This is a genomic window from Bradyrhizobium sp. F1.4.3, assembly GCF_040548375.1.
Taxonomy (GTDB): Bacteria; Pseudomonadota; Alphaproteobacteria; order Rhizobiales; family Xanthobacteraceae; genus Bradyrhizobium.
The window spans coordinates 127,196-145,055 of the sequence record NZ_JBEPRN010000008.1 but is presented as its reverse complement, the minus strand read 5'-3'; the positions used below and the strand labels follow the sequence as shown (position 1 = coordinate 145,055).

Genomic DNA, 17,860 nt, shown 5'->3' with positions numbered 1-17,860 from the left:
GAGCCCGCAGCCGATGCAATTGCGCTTTGTCGGCTGCGGCGACGCCTTCGGGTCGGGCGGCAGGCTCAATACCTGCTTCCATGTCTCGGGACGCGAAGCCAATTTCCTGATCGATTGCGGCGCCTCGGCTCTGCCGGCGTTGAAGCGACTCGATATCCCGCGCGACGACATCGACCTGATCCTGATCACTCATTTCCACGGCGACCACTTTGCCGGCCTGGCGTTTTTCCTGCTCGACGCGCAGTTTTCGCGGCGGACCCGGCCGCTGACGATCGCGGGCCCGCAAGGAATCGAGACGCGGCTTAAACAGGTGATGGAAGCACTGTTCGAGCATTCCTCGAAGACCAAGCAGCGCTTCGAGCTGTCCGTGGTCGAGCTCGCACCGAGGCAAAGCCAAAACTTCGGCGCTGTGACGGTGACGCCCTATCCGGTCGTGCACGGCGAATCCGGTGGACCGTTCCTGGCCTATCGCATTGAGGCCGAGGGCCGCACGCTCGCCTACAGCGCCGATACCGAATGGACGGAGACGCTCATTCCGCTGGCGCATGGCGCAGATCTTTTCATCGCCGAAGCCTACATGTACGAGAAGGTGGTCAAGAACCATCTCAGCCTGAAGACCTTGGAACAGCATTTGCCAGCAATCGGCGCCAAGCGGCTCGTCCTCACCCATATGAGCGACGACATGCTCTCACGCCTCGACGATATCGCGCATCTCGCCGCCGAAGACGGCATGGTGCTCGTGTTCTGACATGCACGCGCCCGTTCATCCCAGGGTCGGCTCCCGTCAGGTGTTCGCCATCGCAGGTCCCGCGATGGTCGCGAACCTCACCACGCCGCTGATCGGCGTGGTCTCGACCACCGCGATCGGACGGCTCGACGATGCCGCCCTGCTCGGCGGCGTCGCCATGGCATCGGTGATCTTCGACTGCCTGTTCTGGCTGTTCGCCTTCCTGCGCATGAGCACGCTCGCCTTCACCGCACAGGCACTGGGCGCCGGCGAGACGCACGAGTTGACCGCGATCCTGGTGCGCGGCTTCATCGTCGCAGGCCTGATCGGCGCCGGGCTGATCGCGCTGCAACTGCCACTCGCCGCCATGCTGTTCGACCTGATGGGCGGCAGCGAAGGCGTCACGCGCGCTGCCAGAACCTACTTCATGACCCGGATCTGGTCGTCGCCGCTGGCCTTCGCCAACTACGTCATCCTCGGCTGGCTGGTCGGACAAGCCCGCGCCAATCCGGCGCTGCTGCTCCAGATCGTCATCAACCTCATCAACATGGTGGCGACGATTCTGCTGGTGCTGGTCTACGACACCGGCATCGCCGGCGCGGCGATCGCGGCGCTGCTGTCGGAGACGATCGGCTTCGTCCTCGGCGTGATCGTCTGCCGGCGCTACGCGGACGGCGGCTTTGCCGTGCCGTACGCGACGCTGTTCGACCGCGAGAAGCTGATGCGGATGCTGGCGGTGAACTCCGACATCATGATCCGCACCGCGGCGCTGATCGCCGTATTCCTGTTCTTCACCGCCAAAGGCGCGCGCGCCGGTGACGTCACGCTGGCCGCGAACTCCGTGCTCAACAATTTCCTGCTGGTCAGCGCCTTCTTCCTCGATGGCCTTGCCAACGCGGCGCAGCAGCTCTGCGGCCGCACCTTTGGCGCACGCGACGCCAGGGGTTTTGCGGATTCGACTCGACTGGTCCTGCTGTGGGGGCTTGGTTTCGCACTGGTCGTGTCAGCGCTGTTCGCGCTGTTCGGTCCGGCCCTGATCAATTTTATGACCGCCAGTGAGGACGTCCGCCGGGCTGCACGCGATTTCCTGGTGTTCATCGTGCTCGCGCCCGTGCCCGGCGTGTTCGCCTTCGGCTTCGACGGCATCTATGTCGGCGCGACCTGGGCGCGCGAGATGCGCAATCTCATGCTGGCTTCGCTCGCGATCTTCTTAGGCGTCTGGTGGTCGCTGCAATCGTACGGCAATGCCGGACTGTGGTGGGCGCTGATCGCGTTCTACGTCGCGCGCGGCGGATTGCAGGGCGCGCGCTATCCGGCTCTGTTCAGGGCGACGTTCTCGAAGCTGTAGCAATCTTGTCCCGGACGCGGTGCGGCATGAAATGACGCGACGCAGAGCCGGGACCCAGCGACTGTAGGCCCCGGATCAGCAGCGCACCACGCCGCGAAGTGCGGCGCGCTGCGCTGCATCCGGGGCACGAGACCGCCTCACATGCCCGGCCAGTCTTCCGCCGTCAGCGTGGCTGCATCGGCGCCGACGATCTCGGAGAGCGAATCCCGGCCGGTGCGCAGCAGCGTCGAGGTGAGGTCGCGCTTGATCTCGTCGACGAGGCCAAGGCCCTTGTAGACCAGCGACGAATAAAGCTGGATCAGGCTCGCGCCGGCGCGGATCTTTGTCAGCGCGGCACCACCCGAATCCACACCACCGACGCCGATCAGCGGGAACGCGCCCTCGACGCGGACATAGGTCTCCGCGACCATGCGCGTCGACAAGCGGAACAGCGGCCGGCCGGACAGGCCACCTTGTTCTTTCGCGCGCATCTCTTCCCGCAGCGTGCTCGGCCGCGCGATCGTCGTGTTCGACACGATCATGCCGTCGACCCGGCGCGAGCGGGCGACCTGCACGACGTCGTCGAGCTGGGCGAGGCTCAGATCCGGTGCGATCTTCAGCAACACCGGTGTGTCGCCGGCCTTCTGCCGCACCCGCTCGCGCGCGTCGATCACGCGTCCAAGCAGATCGTCGAGCAGCGCGCCTTCCTGCAGATTGCGCAAGCCGGGCGTATTCGGCGAGGAGACGTTGACGGTGAAATAGCTCGCGACTGGCGCAAAGGTCTCGATCAGTTTGACGTAGTCGCCGACGCGGTCGGGCGAGTCCTTGTTGGCGCCGACATTGACGCCGACGATACCGCCATGCTGCGCGCGGGCGGCGAGCCTCCGAAGTGCGACTTCGGCGCCGTCATTGTTGAAACCCATGCGGTTGATGACGGCCTCGTCACGCTCGAGGCGAAACAGCCGCGGCCGCGGATTACCTCCTTGCGGCTTCGGCGTCACCGAGCCGATCTCGACGAAGCCGAAGCCGAGCCGCAGCAGTGCATCCGGCACCTCGGCGCTCTTGTCGAAGCCCGCGGCCATGCCGATCGGATTGGGAAAGTTGAGCCCGAAGGCGCGCACCGCAAGCTTGGGATCTTCTGGCCGCGGCTTGACCGGCGGCAGGAAGCGCAGGCCCTGGATCGCAAGGCGATGCGCATCCTCCGGATCGAGCCAGCGCAGCACCGGCAGCGAAAGGGCATCGAAGGCGCGGATCACGGGGCAAGCTCCGGGGTGTCATGGCCACCGTCGGAGCGCATGTTGAGGTTCGTCACCGAAATCACCGCACCGAGATCGAGCTCGCCATAGAGATGCGGAAACAGCTCCTCATTGCGCGAACGCTCCCAGCGCAGTTCGCTGCCGAGCGCATCGCCGTCGACCTCGACCAGGAACAGCGCACGCTGTCCGAAGAAATGCTTCCGCAGCGTCTCGGGAACCTGGGAGGCGGTGGAAAAATGGATGAAACCGTCGCGCGAATCGTCCGCGCTGCCACGGTAAACGCCCTGCCGTTCCGCCTCGCGCCAGGCCGAGGCCGGACAGATTTTGTAGATCTTGACCACCGGTTACGGAGCCCTGTTTGCCCGTTGAGTCAGCTCATTGAGTCTCTTGGGGTTTTTCGTCTCTTGCGGGTCTCAAAACCCGGGCGCGACCGTAGAGGCGGCCCCCTCCGAACTCAAGCCTTAGAGCCTATTCCGTTCCGATGAAATCGGAACGGGGCTCTAAATTCTTGTTTTGACGCGTTTTCTTTACGCGAACCGGTATCCACCTCGCTTGAAAACGCTTCCCCGTCGCCTCTTGCGCGGAAAACGGAAAACCGGTTGATTTGAGGATAGTTTTCCTGAGTTGCGACGGGCTGGACCTTCCATGGTCAGGCAGGCCAAAGCGCAGAGGATGCTGACCCACGACCAGATCTGGGGCGCGCTGGATCGACTGGCCGCGCACGCCGGGCTGTCGCCGTCCGGCCTTGCCAAGCGCGCCGGGCTCGACCCCACCACCTTCAACAAGTCCAAGCGCGTCACCTCCGACGGCCGCGAACGCTGGCCTTCGACCGAATCGATCGCGAAGGCGCTCGCGGCGGCCGAATCTTCGATGGAGGCCTTCGTGAAGCTGATCGGCGACGGCGCGGGCGACGGCCGCTCGGTGCCGTTGCTCGGCTTCGCGCTGGCCGGCGCAAGCGGCGCATTCGACGAGTCCGGCTTTCCATCCGGCAAGGGCTGGACCGAAATCGCGCTTCCGACCGCCGAGAATCGGCACACCTTCGCGCTTGAGATTTCCGGTGATGCGCTTCAACCGGCCTATCGCGACCGCGACGTCATCCTGGTCTCGCCGGGCACGCCGGTTCGCAAGGGTGACCGCGTGGTGGTGAAGACGAGGGCGGGCGAGGTAACGATCGCCACGCTGATGCGCCGCACCACGAAGGCACTGGAATTGCAGCCGCTCGGTGCGACGCAGGTCGAGCGGGCGATAGCGGTGAGCGAGGTGGCGTGGATTGCGCGGATCGTTTGGGCGAGTCAGTGAGGGGGGCGCAACACGCACCAGACACTCAGTGTCGTCCTGGCGAAAGCCAGGACCCATTACCCCAGGGAGATGTTGTCGCGCGAAGCAGGTAACTCCCGGTCCCCGTAACCACATCCGACGGTGGCTATGGGTCCTGGCTTTCGCCAGGACGACGTTGGGGGTTGCGCCTACAACGAAGGGCGGTCCCCTCACGCACTCCGCGCCAGCGCGCCGTCGATCATGTTGACCGCGTTCTGGATGCCGTACACCGCGACGAAGGAGCCGAAGCGCGGTCCCTTCTCCTGGCCGAGCAGCACCTGATACAGCATGTTGAACCAGTCGAGCGTCACGCCGGGCCGGCCGTCCTTGCCCTTCTTGACCTGATCGAGGAACGGCTCGCGGCGCCCGATCTCGTAAACGACGTTCTGGATCTCTTCGGCGGACGACTCCTGCGGAAGCTGCGACAGCGCATCGCGCAGATCCTGGAGCGCGGCGCGCTCGGTGCCGGTCGGCACGCGGAACTGCTTCGTCGGCGCCACGAAGTCGCGGTAATAGTTGATGGCATAGCCGACCATCGCGTCGAGCTTCGGATGCGTCTGCGGCGACACGCCGGGACGATAGCGGCCGATGAAGCCCCACAGCGTCTCGGCATTCTCCGCATTCGACGACGACACCAGCGTCAGCAGCAGCTGGAAGGTGACGGGCATATCGCCCTTCGGCGGGTTGCCGCTGTGGATGTGCCAGACGGGATTGCCGAGCTGCTGCTTGCCATCCTGCTTGGCAAAACCGTCGCTGAAATGCTGATAGTCGTCGACATTGCGCGGGATGACGTCGAAATACAGCCGCTTGGCCGCCTTCGGCTCGCGATACATGAACAGCGACAGCGATTCCGGCGAGGCGTAGCGCAGCCATTCGTCGATGGTCAGGCCGTTGCCCTTCGACTTCGAGATCTTCTGGCCCTTCTCGTCGAGGAACAGCTCGTAGTTGAAACCTTCGGGCGGCGTGGCGCCGAGCGCCCTGGCGATCGCGCCGGACAGCTTCACGGAGTCGATCAAATCCTTGCCGGCCATCTCGTAATCGACGCCGAGCGCGACCCAGCGCATTGCCCAGTCGGCCTTCCACTGGCACTTGACGTTGCCGCCGGTGACGGGCGTCTCGACTTCCTGGTTCGTGTCGGGATCGACATAGGTCACGGTGCCCGCCGCGACGTCGCGGCGGATCATCGGCACCTGGAGCACGACGCCGGTGGTCTTGCTGATGGGCAGGAACGGAGAATAGGTGGCGCGACGGTCCGGCCCGAGCGTCGGCAGGATGATCGCCATGACCTGGTCGTAGGCCGCCAGCATTTTCAGAAGCGTCGCGTCGAAGCGGCCTGACTTGTAATAGTCAGTCGAGCTCGCGAACTCGTAGTCGAAGCCGAAATGATCGAGGAAGGCGCGCAGGCGCGCGTTGTTGGCGGCGCCGAACGAGGGATATTCGTTCGAGAACGGGTCGGGCACCGCGGTGAGCGGGCGGCCGAGATATTGTGCCAGCAGATCCTTGTTCGGCACGTTGTCCGGCACTTTCCGAAACCCGTCCATGTCGTCCGAAAAGGCGAGCAGCCGCGTCTTGATCTTGTCCTCGGTGAGCACGCGGAAGGCGTGGCGCACCATCGAGGTGCGCGCGACCTCGCCGAACGTGCCGATATGCGGCAGGCCGGATGGGCCGTAGCCGGTCTCGAACAGCACCTCGTCCTTCGGGCTTTTCTTCAGCCGCGCGACAATGGCCTTCGCCTGCTCGAACGGCCAGGCGTTGGATTGTTCGGCGAGCGCACGCAGATCGCTCGGGTTCATGTTGGGATCGGTAACGGACATCAAGGGGGCCTCCGGGCCGCGGAAAATAGCGATTTCCGGGTAGAATGCAATTTTGCGAGGTGCTGTGAGACCCTCACCCTGAGGATCGCGCCCCTTCGCGCGCGTCTCGAAGGGCGAGGCCACCGGCGGGGCCTTCATCCTTCGAGACGCTTGCTTCGCAAGCTCCTCAGGATGAGGAATTGTCGCCGCAGCGAAAGAACTAAAACGGGCTGACCGAAAAATACCGCAGCCACAGATCGGTGTAGCGGCCTTTTTCCCAAACGCGGAACAGCGCCCAGTTCAGGGCCTGGCGCAGCACGTCGTTGCCCTTGCGCACGGCGATGCCGATGCCCTCGCCGAAGAAGCGGCTCTCGACGAAGGGACCGCCGGAGAAGGCGCAGCAATCGCCGGAATCGGTGCCGTTGATCCAGAACGCCAGCGAGATGGCGTCACCGAAGATGAAATCGACTTCGCCCTTGCGCAAGGCGGCACGCATGGCGTCGTCATTGGGATAGCCGTGCAGCTCGGCGTCGGTGAACATCGCCTTGAGGTAGGCTTCATGCGCCGAGCCCGCGATCACACCGACCTTCTTGCCTTCGAGATATTCGGGGCGGATCTCCGGCATCACCGCATCCTTGCGCGAGGCGAAGCGCGCCGGCACGCGGTAATAGGGATCGGTGAAATCGACACGCGCGCGGAGCTGCGGGCTCACCGCCATCGAGGCGATGATGGCATCGCCCCGGTTCGAGGTGAGCGCGTCGACCAGCGTCTCGAAGCGGCGCATCTGCACCGTGCAGGTCACCTTGATCTCTTCGCAGAGCGCGCGGGCAAGATCCACGTTGAAGCCGGCCGGATTGCCATCGGCACCGGTGTAGTTGAACGGCGGATAGTCGGTCTCAGTCAGGAAGCGGACCACGGTCAGGCGCGACAAATCCGGCCGCTCCGGGCGCCGCCGCGGATCCCAGAAGCCGGGCACGGCCTGGGGGGCGGCCTGGGGCGCTACCCGCGGCGTGGCCTGGGGCGCCGCCGGAGGCTGCTTGGCCGGGGCCTGCGCCTTCGCGCCGGTCAGGCCCACGAGCAGGCAAGCGCCGAGGACCAGCCCTGTCAGGAGGCCACGGGCGGATTTGGGCGATTTTACCTGTCGCGATGCGGCCATCGGCGGGAAATGAACGAATTTCATTGGGATCGGAGGACCTTATAGACCATCCCGCCGGGAACGCGAGCGACGACTGCTGCCACGGAGACGGTGAGCCCCTTCTCCCGCTTGCGGGAGAGGTGTCCCTAGAGATACCGCTTCAGCTCGGTCGCGGCCTCTTCGGGGCTGCGCTTCAGGTTGAACGGCGAGACGAAGCGGGCGTCGCGGTCCATCAGATAGATCAGCGCGGTGTGGTCCATCGTGTAGTCGCCGTCCTTCGTCGGGACCTTCTTGGCGTAGACCCGGTAGGACGTGATGACCTTGGCGGTCTCGGCGGAATCGCCGCTGAGGCCTTCGAGATGCGGATCGAAGCTCGAGAGATAATCCTTCATCGTCGCGGGCGTATCACGCTCGGGGTCGACCGAGATGAAGATGGCGTTGACCCTGTCGGCATCCTTGCCCATCGCACGCAGCACTTCGGACATCTCGAACAGCGAGGTCGGGCAGACGTCGGGGCAATGGGTGTAGCCAAAGAAGATCAGGGTCGGCTTGCCCTTCAGGCTCTTGTCAGTAACAGCCTTGCCGTTCTGGTCGGTGAGCTGGAACGGGCCACCGATCGAGGCCGGCTGCGCCACCTTGCTCACCCCGCCCATCGCCCAGAACAGCACGAGCAGACCGACGACGAGGCTTGAGGCGAAGGCGGTCGCGATCACCAGCGGGCGCGCGGTTGAGCTCATGAGCGGAAAACTTCCTGTCGCGGGTCAGAAGCAGGCGGCAAAGCCGGTCCTGATCATTTCGAAGAACACCTGGCTGCCGTAGTGGAACCAGAGGGCGAGCGCGCCGAGCACAACCAGCCCGCCGACGCCTGCGCCGGCCAACAGCACCACGGACGGCGTCCGGCCGGCAGTGGGCGAATTGTCCGATACTGGATGCGCGGAGTGTAGAGGTTGAGCCATCACAACGATCGGGCCGAAAGCGCCCGTTCCCTGCCTCCCAAATAGGCGTTGACCCGCCGAGGGGCAAGCGCCGCAGGCGGGCCAGGGATCACGTCGCGCTGATGGCTTCAGTGCAGCAGCTGCCCCCGGGCGGACTCCAAATCTTCCGCTGGCGGAGAAGATCGGCGCAAAGGCCTGTTGGCCAAGGCTTGCGCGTCGAGGTAGCAGGGCTTGTACATGGCCTGGAGCTGCCTGCCCCTGAGGAACAGCATGTGCGGGGTGAGGCCGCCGCGATGCGCGATCCAGCGCTTCACCTGCGAGGGATACATCGCATACAGCATCTGGGTCGCTTCGGAATTGGTCACGGCGCGGCCGTTGGTGCCGAAATCCCAGGCGGCATGGAAGCCGAGAGTCGCGTTCGAGGTCACGCAGATCCGGTCGCGGGGAATGGCACCGAGGACGATGGTGCAGGCGGAAGCGCAGAGGCCGTCTATGATGACGGTATCGCCTGATTGCCGCAGATCCTGGTACCTGTCGACGTAGGTTCCGATCCGGCCGCCGCGGTCATCCGCGATCCGGACCACCGCGTGAGAAGCCCCCATGCCAGCGATCAGGAGAACCGCCGCAAGCAACCCCGTCAGAAACTTCATTGGCCCCCGCCCCAGTCGAATCTGTGTGTCAGGTGGTGATGCACTGCTAGCGTCGGTCGAGACTGCGGTTTTGTCTAGGCATGCAGGCTCGCTCAAAACAAATTCAAATCCAGTGTTGCGTCGGCGCTGCACTGGGGCCGTCCCGGTCCCAAACTGGAACAAGTTAACGATGTCTTACGCGACAGCCCTTGATCTCAGATACAACCGCTGGCTTCAATCCGGGCAACTACAGGGGGGAACTCATGAGCGAGCAGGCGGACGTTATCGTCGTCGGCGGGGGGCTATCGGGACTGGTGGCGGCGACCGAAATTGCAGACAGCGGCAAGCGCGTGATCGTCGTCGACCAGGAGGGCGAGCAGTCACTGGGCGGCCAGGCGTTCTGGTCGTTCGGCGGATTGTTCCTGGTCAATTCGCCGGAGCAGCGCCGGCTCGGCATCAAGGACTCCTTCGAGCTCGCGATGCAGGACTGGCTCGGCACCGCCGGGTTCGACCGCGATGAGGATTTCTGGCCGCGCCAATGGGCCGAGGCCTATGTGGCGTTCGCCGCAGGCGAAAAGCGCGACTGGCTGCGCGCGATGGGTCATCGCATTTTCCCCGTGGTCGGCTGGGCCGAGCGCGGCGGCTATGACGCGATGGGCCACGGCAATTCGGTGCCGCGCTTTCACGTCACCTGGGGCACCGGCCCGGGCATCGTCGAGCCGTTCGAGCGCCGCGCGCGCGACGCGGCTAAGAGCGGACGGTTGACCTTCAAGTTCCGCCATCGTGTCGATGCGCTCTCCATCACCAACGGCACCGTGGATGGCGTCAGCGGCGTCGTGCTCGCCCCCGACACGATCGAGCGCGGCAAGAGCTCGTCGCGCGATGTGGTCGGCGAATTTGCGCTGAAGGCGCAGGCCGTGATCGTCGCCTCCGGCGGCATCGGCGGCAATCATGATCTGGTGCGGCAGAACTGGCCGAAGCGGCTCGGCGAGCCGCCAAAATTCATGATCTCCGGCGTGCCCGAACATGTCGACGGCCGCATGATCGGCATCACGGAGAAGGCCGGCGCGCGGCTGATCAACCGCGACCGCATGTGGCATTATGTCGAGGGCATCCAGAACTGGTCACCAATCTGGCCTCGCCACGGCATCCGCATCCTGCCAGGCCCGTCCTCGATGTGGTTCGACGCCACCGGCACGCGGCTGCCGGCACCGCTCTTCCCCGGCTCCGACACGCTCGGCCAGCTGCAATACATCATGTCGACCGGCTACGATTATTCCTGGTTCATCCTGACGCAGAGCATCATCAAGAAGGAATTTGCGCTGTCGGGTTCTGAGCAAAATCCCGATCTGACCGGCAAAAGCTGGCGCATGACCTTGCGCCGCGCCACCAACAAGGGCGCGCCGGCGCCGGTGGAAGCGTTCAAGCGCCATGGTGTCGACTTCATCGTGCGCGACAAGTTCGAGGATCTCGTGGCGGAGATGAACAAGCTCGCCGGCAACGACCTGCTCAAGCTCGAGCATGTGAAGATGCAGATCGAGGCGCGCGACCGCGAGATCGCCAACCCCTACGTCAAGGATGCGCAGGTGATGAACATCCACAATGCGCGGCGCTATATCGGCGACAAGCTGATCCGCACGGCGTCTCCGCACCGCATCCTCGATCCCGCGCAAGGACCGCTGATCGCGGTCAAGCTCAACATCCTCACCCGCAAGACGCTCGGCGGCTTCGAGACCGATCTCGATTCGCGCGTGTTCGGCGAGGAAGGCCAGATCATCCCCGGGCTCTACGCGGTCGGCGAGGCCGCAGGCTTCGGCGGCGGCGGCGTGCACGGCTACCGCTCGCTGGAGGGCACGTTCCTCGGCGGCTGCCTGTTCTCGGGCCGCAATGCGGGCCGTGCCGCGGCGAAGGCTGTGGGCTAGATCATGCGGCGGCCGATGCGCATCGCGGCGTTCCTTACAGCGCTCGCCGCCGCGCCATCAGCGTCGGCGGACACGATCGGCGTCAACGGCGTGATGCGATCCTACACCGCGCAACTGCCGGCGAAAAAGCCGGCACCGCTCGTGGTCGTACTGCATGGCAAGACCCAGCGCGGCGCCGACATGATCACGCGGACCGCATGGCCAAAAGTCGCCAAGCGCCAGGGCTTTGCCGCGGTTTTTCCCGATGGGCTCAACCATGCATGGGCCGATGCGAGGACAAAAGCGGGACCTGAGCTGCGCGGTCCGCCTCCAGGCACCGATGACGTCGCGTTCATTGCAAAGCTCGTCGAGAAGCTGGTGGCTGACGGCACCGCCGATGGAAAGCACGTCTATGTCACCGGCGTCTCCAACGGCGGCGCCATGGTGATGACGTTGGTCTGCGCACGCGCCGATCTGTTTGTGGCCGGTGCAAGCGTGATCATGAATCTTACCGACGAATCCGCCGCAACCTGCCATCCGTCGCGCCCCCTGCCGATGCTGATCATGAACGGCACCGCCGATCCGCTGATCCCTTATGAGGGTGGACGCGGGTCGAGCTATTTTGCCGCAGATGGGTTCTGGTCCACCGAGAAGACCGTGGCATTCTGGCGCCAACTCAATGGCTGCGAGGCGGATGACGCAAGCGTGACAGACCTGCCCGACAAGTCGCCTGCCGACCAGTCCACCGTCACGCGGATTTCGTCGCGCTGCCCGACGGGGCACGATGTCGTGCTCTATCGCGTCAACGGAGGCGGCCATCGCATGCCCGGATTTTCTCCGGATGCCCGCTTCCCAAGGGTCGCAACGGGCCTGCTCGGGCCGCAAAACGGCGACATCGACGGCGCCGAGACGATCTGGGCTTTCTTCAGCAAGTTTCCGTAACGGACGCATGCATCATGACCAACGCATGCGTGCCCGGGGTGGCACAGAGCAAGCTGCTGCGCTAGACAGGGCCGCCATTCACAGGAGATCCCAATGAGCATTCAGCGTTTTGAAACCGGCCCGCGCATGAGCCAGGTCGTCGTGCACGGCAACACCGTCTATCTCGCCGGTGTCGTCGCCAATAATGCCGCCCGCGAAAGCGTGACCAAGCAGACCCAGGACATCCTGGCGACCATCGACGGCCATCTCGCCAAGGCCGGCACCGACAAGTCGAAGCTGCTCTCGGCCACGATCTACATCACCGACATGAAGACGTTTCCCGAAATGAATGCTGTGTGGGACGCTTGGGTGTCGCCCGGCAACACCCCGGCGCGCGCCACTGTCGAAGCCAAGCTGGCGGCGGCGCAGTACACCGTGGAAATCATGGTGACCGCGGCGAAGTGAAAATTTCACGCGCGCTGATGACCTCAGAGGTAATCGATCGGCGCGCGTGAACCTTCGATAGTCAGGGACAGCCGAACACGGTGCCATCGAAGGAGAATACCATGACCGATCCCGTCACCATCGCCCGCCGCTACATCGATCTCTGGAACGAGCGCGCGCAGAACCGGCGGCGCGAACTGCTCAGCGAGAACTGGACCGCCGATGCGAGCTATGTCGATCCCGTGATGAAGGGCGACGGCCATGACGGCGTCGACGCGCTGATCGTCGGCGTGCAGCAGCGTTTTCCGGAGTTCAAGTTCAAGCTGATCGGCGAGCCCAACGGCTACGGCGACAATGTCCGCTTTTCGTGGGGGCTTGGCCCCGATGGCGTCGACAGTCCGATCAAGGGCACCGATTTCGCCGTGCTGAAGGACGGCCGCATCAAGAGCATCACGGGATTTCTGGACCAGGTGCCAGCGGGGGCGTAAAGGCGCTCCTACCCTCCCCTGGAGGGGGAGGGTCGGCTCACATGGAGCGCAGCGAAATGTGAGCCGGGGTGGGGTGACAGTCTCTCCGCACCGAACGCTGCCCGCGTGGAGAGATCACCCCACCCCGCTCGCGCTTCGCGCGATCGACCCTCCCCCTTCAGGGGAGGGTAAGAAAAAGAGTCCGCGCCTCGCGCTAGCTTGCAACCGCCAACCGATACGCTCGCTTCGCATTCATCCCAAACGCCTTCTCGCGCACCTGTGGGCCTAGCCTCGCCAGACACGCCTCCAGCGCGCTCTTGATCTCTCCGTAGCTGCCCGCAAGCAGGCACACCGGCCAGTCGGAGCCGAAGATCAGGCGATCCTCGCCGAAGCAATTCGCGGCATGCTCGACGAACGGAAACAGCCGCTCCGCATTCCAATCGTTCCATTTCGCTTCAGTCGCGAGACCCGAGATCTTGCACCAGACATTGCCACAGACCGCGAGCGCGGCGATGCGATCGGCCCATTCTGCGCTCCAGCCGTCTGCGATCGGCGGCTTGGCGGCGTGGTCGAGCACGAAGCGCGCGTGTGGAAAGTCTCTGGCGATCGCGATCGCGGCGGGCAGCTCGCGGGTGCGGACCAGGAAGTCGTAAGTGAGATCGCGCGCGAACACTGCCGTGAGGCCGCGCTGAACGTCACTACGCAACAGCCAATCCGGATCGAGCTCGTCGTGCACCTGGTGCCGGATGCCAACGAGCTTCTGACCGCCCGGCGAGGCACGCAGACGATCGAGTGTCCCGCCAAGCGAGCCATCAGTCAGATCAACCCAGCCGACCACGCCGATAACCGAGGGCGTGACATTCGCGATGCGCAAGAACTCCTCGGTCTCCTCCAGCGCGGAGCGGCATTGCACCACGATGCTCGCCTCGATGCCGTTCGCTTTCAGAAGCGGCGCGAGGTCGGCGGGACCGAAGGCGCGGCGGATCGGCGCGAGCTCCGGCGCGTCCATCCAGGGATAATGGGCGCGCGCGGGGTCCCAGAAATGCTGGTGACCGTCGATGATCATGGCTCACGCTCCACCGGGCAGCGGCGCGCGCGCTTCGATAAGTTTTCGCGCACGCAGTTCCTGCCAGAACGCCGGCGGCACCGCCATCTCCGACATCGCGATGTTGTCGGCGACTTCGGCGGCGTTACGCGCCCCCATCACGGCAACCGTTACCACGGGATGCGCCATGCAGAACTGGAAGGCAGCGGCCCTCAGCTCCGTGCCATGCTTGCGGCAGAGCTCGTCGAGCTCGCGCGCCCGCGCAATCAGCACCGGATCGGCATCCTGATAGTTGAACTTCGCGCCGACATGCGGATTGGCCAAGATGCCGCTGTTGTAGATGCCGCCGAGCAGGATGCCGATGCCTCTGTCGCGGCAAACCGGAAACAGCGCATCCAGCGCGCCCTGATCGAGCAGCGTGTAGCGGCCGGCGAGCAGGAAGCAGTCGACCGGCACGGCTTCCGCGAAGCGGACCAGCATCTCCGACTGGTTCATGCCGGCGCCGATCGCCTTGATGGTGCCGTCCGCGCGCAGGCGCTGGAGCGCGCGGAAGGCGCCGGCGACGGCATCGTCATAATGATCGTCCGGATCATGCACGAGCAAGACATCGACGCGGTCGAGCCCGAGGCGGATCAGGCTCTCCTCGACCGAGCGCATCACGCCGTCATGGCTGAAATCGAACACCGGCCGCTCGCGCGGTGCGCCCTTGTAATGGTCGTCCTCGGCGGCAGTGCCGTCAGGCGCGCGCAGAAGGCGACCGACTTTTGTTGAGATGACGTAGGAGTCGCGCGGCTTCTGCCGCAGGAAGCTGCCCAGCCGCCGTTCTGCCAGGCCGAAGCCATAGAGCGGCGCGGTGTCGTAGAAGCGTACACCGAGCGACCAGGCGCGCTCGATCGTCGCTTCAGCGTCGGCATCACTGACCGGAGTGAACAAACCGCCAAGCGGGGCCGAACCAAGGCCGATTGACGTCACGTCGAGAGAACCGAGCCGCGATCGTTTCATTCCCATTCCTTCCAAGAGCCGGTGTCTCTCCCGCTTGCGGATTACGCAAGCGAGAGAGAACGCAGGAGTGTGGGGCTGGCGACACTCCTATTTCAACATCTGGGCGACGTTATCCTTCGTCACGAGATCGAGACCGGTATAGACGATCTCCGGCACCTTCTCGCCCTTCTTGATGGCGAGCAGCGTGTCCATTGCCTTCTCGCCCATCTCGAACGGGCGCTGGCCAACCAGCGCATTGGCATAGCCGTCACGCAGCAACTCGAGCTGCATCTTGAGCGTATCTGCGACAACAAGCGTGAACTTGCCGCTGTCGATGTCCTTCTTGGATCTGGAGGCAAAGGCCTTGAAGCCCTCGGGCGCGAACATCGGCCAGCCGCCGACGGGGACGATCGCGGCAAGGTCGGGCGTCGCAGTACGCACGTCGGTCATTTGCTGGACCGCAAGCGCGGGATCGTCATTGCAGAACGTCGGAGAGCCCGCGACCTCGGTCCATTTCGACCCCTTCAGCGCCTCGCGGACACCGTCGACGCGCTCAGCGAGGTTCTTGGCACCGGGACCGCCCGAGACCATGGCGTACTTTCCGCCGTCGGGCCGGAGTTTTAGCAATTGCTTGCCGAGCGCGACGCCGAATTCCTTGTTGTTGGTGCCGATATAGGCAATGCGCTTGGAACCCGGCGCGTCGGCGTCGAAGGTGATGACGGGAATGCCGGCTGCGGTCGCCGCCTCGATCGACTTGGTCATGGCCGCGACGTCGGCGACCGAGATCGCGAGGCCATCGACCTTCTGGGTGACGAAGTCCTGGATGATCTGCGCCTGCGTCGCCGGCTCATGCTCGACCGGTCCCTTGTAGATGCACTCGATGTTGCCGAGCTCCTTGGCGCGTTTCTGGCAGCCGTCGCGCGCAAAGTCGAAGAACGGATTGTTCATCGCCTTCGGCACGATGACGAAACGATAGTTCGCTGCGAATGCCGGGGCCGCCATCATCGCGACGGCCATGCCGGCAAGAAGAAGTCTCTTCATTGCTCTCCTCCACCCTTGTCTTGCGCCCATCCTCTCGAGATCGTCCGGGAAGCGGACAGGCGACATTTTCGTTGCCTTCCCGACGACGTCACTTCAGGTCATCCGCGAGCGGATGCGGTCGACCAGCACGGCCAAGATGATGATCACGCCCACCAGCGTCTGCTGCCAGTAGGAGCTGACCTGCGCGAGCACGAGACCGTTTCGGATCACCTCGAGCAGCACGCAGCCGACGATGGCGCCGAGCGGACCGCCGACTCCGCCGGCCAGGTTGGCGCCGCCGATCACGGCCGCCGCGATCACGTTGAGCTCGTAGGACGTCGCCATGTTGGCCGGCGCCGAGCCGAGCCAGCCGGAGATGATGATGCCCTGGAGCCCTGCGGCGAGTGCGCAGGTGACATAGACCTCGATCTTGACCCGCACGACCGGGATGCCGGTCAGCTCCGCCGCCTTCTCGTTGCCGCCGAGCGCGAAGACGTGGCGGCCGAAGGAGGTGTGGTGCAGGACCACGGCCATCGCCAGCGCAAGGATCACCAGATAGATGAAGGGCACGGGCACGCCGAGCACGTCACCCGAGGTGAGTGCGTAAAAATAATCGGCGTCCGGCCCGCCCGGGAAGCTGCCGCGGCCGTTGGAGACGACATAGCCGAGCCCACGCACGATCGAGAGCATGCCAAGCGTGGTCACGAACGGCGACAGGCCCAGCACGGCGATGCAGAAGCCGTTGACGAGGCCACCGAGCAGCGCGACGCCGAGGCCCGCGACGACCGAGACCAGCAGGATCAGGCCCGGCACGTTAGCCAGCACGGTCTTGCCGTCGGCCGCCATATGCACGAACAGCGAGGCGCCGAGGCCGCCGGGCGTCGACAGCTCGGTCATCACCATCGAGGTGATCATGGCCGAGAAGCACATCATCGAGCCGACCGAGAGATCGATGCCGCCGGTGATGATGACGAAGGTAACGCCGAGCGTGGCAATGGCGATGAAGGAGAAATTCTTCGCCACATTCTGCATGTTGCCTTCGGTGAAGAAATACGGACTGGCGAAATGCATGACCACCAGCAGCACCGCGAGAGCGAGCAGGACGTAGCCGGTCTGGGAGGCGAAGATGCCACGCTGCCACCATTTGGCCTTGCCTATATTGGTGAAGGTGATCGGGGATTCCAGGGGCATGGCCATCACGCCGCCTCCTTCGCGCCGGTGATGAGGGCGGTGACTTCCTCGGGGGACGTCTCGTGGATCGGCTTGTCGGCCCGCTTCTCGCCACGGCGCATGACGATCACGCGGTCGCACACCGCGAACACATCGGGCATGCGGTGCGAGATCAGCATCACGGCGACGCCCTGCTCCTTGAGCCGGTGAATCAAACTCAGCACCTGCTCGACCTGGCGGACCGAGATCGCAGCCGTCGGCTCGTCCATCATCACCAGCCGTGCATTGGAGAGCCGCGTCCGCGCGATCGCGACCGCCTGGCGCTGGCCGCCCGACATCTGCTTGACGAGATCATCGGGCCTCGTCTCCGAGCGCAGTTCGCCGAACAATTCGAGCGCGCGCGCCGCCATCGCCTTGTGGTCGAGCAATGCAAGTGGGCCGAATCTGCGCTTCAGCTCGCGGCCGAGAAACACGTTGGCGGCAGCGGTCAGATTGTCGGCCAGTGCGAGGTCCTGGTAGACGACCTCGATCCCGACTGCGCGGGCATCGATGGGCCGATTGAAATGAACCGCGTCGCCGGTAAAGCGGATCTCGCCATGTGTGGGCCGGAAATTTCCGGCGATGATCTTGACCAGCGTCGACTTGCCCGCGCCATTGTCGCCCATCAGGCCGACCACTTCGCCGGGCAACACCTTCATGTCGACACCATGCAGCGCGCGAATCGCGCCAAAATCCTTGCCGATGCCGGTGAGTTCGAGGACGGGTGTTGCGCCAGCACTTGCCATCAGCAGC

19 protein-coding genes are annotated in these 17,860 nt (G+C 64.6%); 7 read left to right on the top strand and 12 right to left on the bottom strand.

The window, feature by feature from the left end; all coding sequences use genetic code 11:
• The first annotated feature begins 13 nt into the window (after window positions 1-13).
• Both ABIB73_RS21790 and ABIB73_RS21785 read left to right on the top strand, forming a co-directional pair.
• Window positions 14-748, top strand: coding sequence for an MBL fold metallo-hydrolase (locus tag ABIB73_RS21790; RefSeq protein ID WP_354227189.1), 735 nt, complete (start codon window positions 14-16; stop codon window positions 746-748).
• Between the two features lies 1 nt (window position 749).
• Window positions 750-2,075, top strand: coding sequence for an MATE family efflux transporter (locus ABIB73_RS21785; protein WP_354227187.1), 1,326 nt, complete (start codon window positions 750-752; stop codon window positions 2,073-2,075).
• A 137-nt stretch (window positions 2,076-2,212) separates the two neighbouring features.
• On the opposite strand, the gene ABIB73_RS21780 is transcribed toward ABIB73_RS21785, so the two are convergent.
• Both ABIB73_RS21780 and ABIB73_RS21775 read right to left on the bottom strand, forming a co-directional pair.
• Window positions 2,213-3,310 (bottom strand): quinone-dependent dihydroorotate dehydrogenase, encoded by a 1,098-nt coding sequence (locus ABIB73_RS21780; protein WP_354227185.1) that lies wholly within the window; start codon window positions 3,308-3,310, stop codon window positions 2,213-2,215.
• Window positions 3,307-3,651 (bottom strand): DUF952 domain-containing protein, encoded by a 345-nt coding sequence (locus ABIB73_RS21775; protein ID WP_354227183.1) that lies wholly within the window; start codon window positions 3,649-3,651, stop codon window positions 3,307-3,309. The genes ABIB73_RS21780 and ABIB73_RS21775 overlap by 4 nt, the downstream gene beginning before the upstream one ends.
• A 304-nt stretch (window positions 3,652-3,955) precedes the next feature.
• Between ABIB73_RS21775 and ABIB73_RS21770 the strand changes: the two genes are divergently transcribed.
• Entirely contained in the window at window positions 3,956-4,609 is a 654-nt protein-coding gene (locus ABIB73_RS21770; RefSeq protein ID WP_354227181.1) for a S24 family peptidase, read from the top strand.
• A gap of 188 nt (window positions 4,610-4,797) precedes the next feature.
• On the opposite strand, the gene ABIB73_RS21765 is transcribed toward ABIB73_RS21770, so the two are convergent.
• The 5 genes from ABIB73_RS21765 to ABIB73_RS21745 form a co-directional block, all read right to left on the bottom strand.
• Complete coding sequence (locus tag ABIB73_RS21765) at window positions 4,798-6,441, bottom strand: lysine--tRNA ligase (RefSeq protein WP_354227179.1); 1,644 nt, start codon at window positions 6,439-6,441, stop codon at window positions 4,798-4,800.
• Window positions 6,442-6,640: 199 nt separating this feature from the next.
• A complete protein-coding gene (locus tag ABIB73_RS21760) occupies window positions 6,641-7,576 on the bottom strand; it encodes an ABC transporter substrate-binding protein (RefSeq protein WP_354227381.1) in 936 nt (311 codons plus the stop codon).
• A gap of 125 nt (window positions 7,577-7,701) precedes the next feature.
• Window positions 7,702-8,292, bottom strand: coding sequence for an SCO family protein (locus tag ABIB73_RS21755; RefSeq protein WP_354227177.1), 591 nt, complete (start codon window positions 8,290-8,292; stop codon window positions 7,702-7,704).
• Window positions 8,293-8,316: 24 nt separating this feature from the next.
• Window positions 8,317-8,511 carry a hypothetical protein gene (locus ABIB73_RS21750; RefSeq protein ID WP_354227176.1) on the bottom strand — a complete coding sequence of 65 codons (195 nt, stop codon included), beginning with the start codon at window positions 8,509-8,511 and terminating at the stop codon, window positions 8,317-8,319.
• Window positions 8,512-8,618: 107 nt separating this feature from the next.
• Window positions 8,619-9,140 carry a Clp protease/crotonase-like domain-containing protein gene (locus ABIB73_RS21745; protein WP_354227174.1) on the bottom strand — a complete coding sequence of 174 codons (522 nt, stop codon included), beginning with the start codon at window positions 9,138-9,140 and terminating at the stop codon, window positions 8,619-8,621.
• Window positions 9,141-9,382: 242 nt separating this feature from the next.
• Here ABIB73_RS21745 and ABIB73_RS21740 point away from each other — a divergent pair, with 242 nt between their 5' ends.
• The 4 genes from ABIB73_RS21740 (at window position 9,383) to ABIB73_RS21725 (ending at window position 12,873) form a co-directional block, all read left to right on the top strand.
• Entirely contained in the window at window positions 9,383-11,041 is a 1,659-nt protein-coding gene (locus ABIB73_RS21740) for an FAD-binding dehydrogenase (RefSeq protein ID WP_354227172.1), read from the top strand.
• 3 nt (window positions 11,042-11,044) lie between these two features.
• Entirely contained in the window at window positions 11,045-11,962 is a 918-nt protein-coding gene (locus ABIB73_RS21735) for a CE1 family esterase (RefSeq protein WP_354227170.1), read from the top strand.
• Window positions 11,963-12,055: 93 nt separating this feature from the next.
• Window positions 12,056-12,406, top strand: a complete 351-nt coding sequence (locus ABIB73_RS21730) for a RidA family protein (RefSeq protein ID WP_354227168.1) — start codon at window positions 12,056-12,058, stop codon at window positions 12,404-12,406.
• A gap of 101 nt (window positions 12,407-12,507) precedes the next feature.
• Window positions 12,508-12,873, top strand: coding sequence for a nuclear transport factor 2 family protein (locus ABIB73_RS21725; protein WP_354227166.1), 366 nt, complete (start codon window positions 12,508-12,510; stop codon window positions 12,871-12,873).
• 193 nt (window positions 12,874-13,066) lie between these two features.
• On the opposite strand, the gene ABIB73_RS21720 is transcribed toward ABIB73_RS21725, so the two are convergent.
• The 5 genes from ABIB73_RS21720 to ABIB73_RS21700 form a co-directional block, all read right to left on the bottom strand.
• Window positions 13,067-13,918 (bottom strand): amidohydrolase family protein, encoded by an 852-nt coding sequence (locus tag ABIB73_RS21720; RefSeq protein WP_354227164.1) that lies wholly within the window; start codon window positions 13,916-13,918, stop codon window positions 13,067-13,069.
• A gap of 3 nt (window positions 13,919-13,921) precedes the next feature.
• Window positions 13,922-14,899 (bottom strand): aldo/keto reductase, encoded by a 978-nt coding sequence (locus ABIB73_RS21715; protein ID WP_354227162.1) that lies wholly within the window; start codon window positions 14,897-14,899, stop codon window positions 13,922-13,924.
• A gap of 87 nt (window positions 14,900-14,986) precedes the next feature.
• Window positions 14,987-15,919 (bottom strand): sugar-binding protein, encoded by a 933-nt coding sequence (locus ABIB73_RS21710; protein ID WP_354227160.1) that lies wholly within the window; start codon window positions 15,917-15,919, stop codon window positions 14,987-14,989.
• 93 nt (window positions 15,920-16,012) lie between these two features.
• A complete protein-coding gene (locus ABIB73_RS21705; protein ID WP_354227158.1) occupies window positions 16,013-17,095 on the bottom strand; it encodes an ABC transporter permease in 1,083 nt (360 codons plus the stop codon).
• Window positions 17,095-17,853 (bottom strand): ATP-binding cassette domain-containing protein, encoded by a 759-nt coding sequence (locus ABIB73_RS21700; RefSeq protein ID WP_354227157.1) that lies wholly within the window; start codon window positions 17,851-17,853, stop codon window positions 17,095-17,097. Before ABIB73_RS21700 ends, ABIB73_RS21705 begins: the two co-directional genes overlap by 1 nt.
• Between the last annotated feature and the right edge of the window lie 7 nt (window positions 17,854-17,860).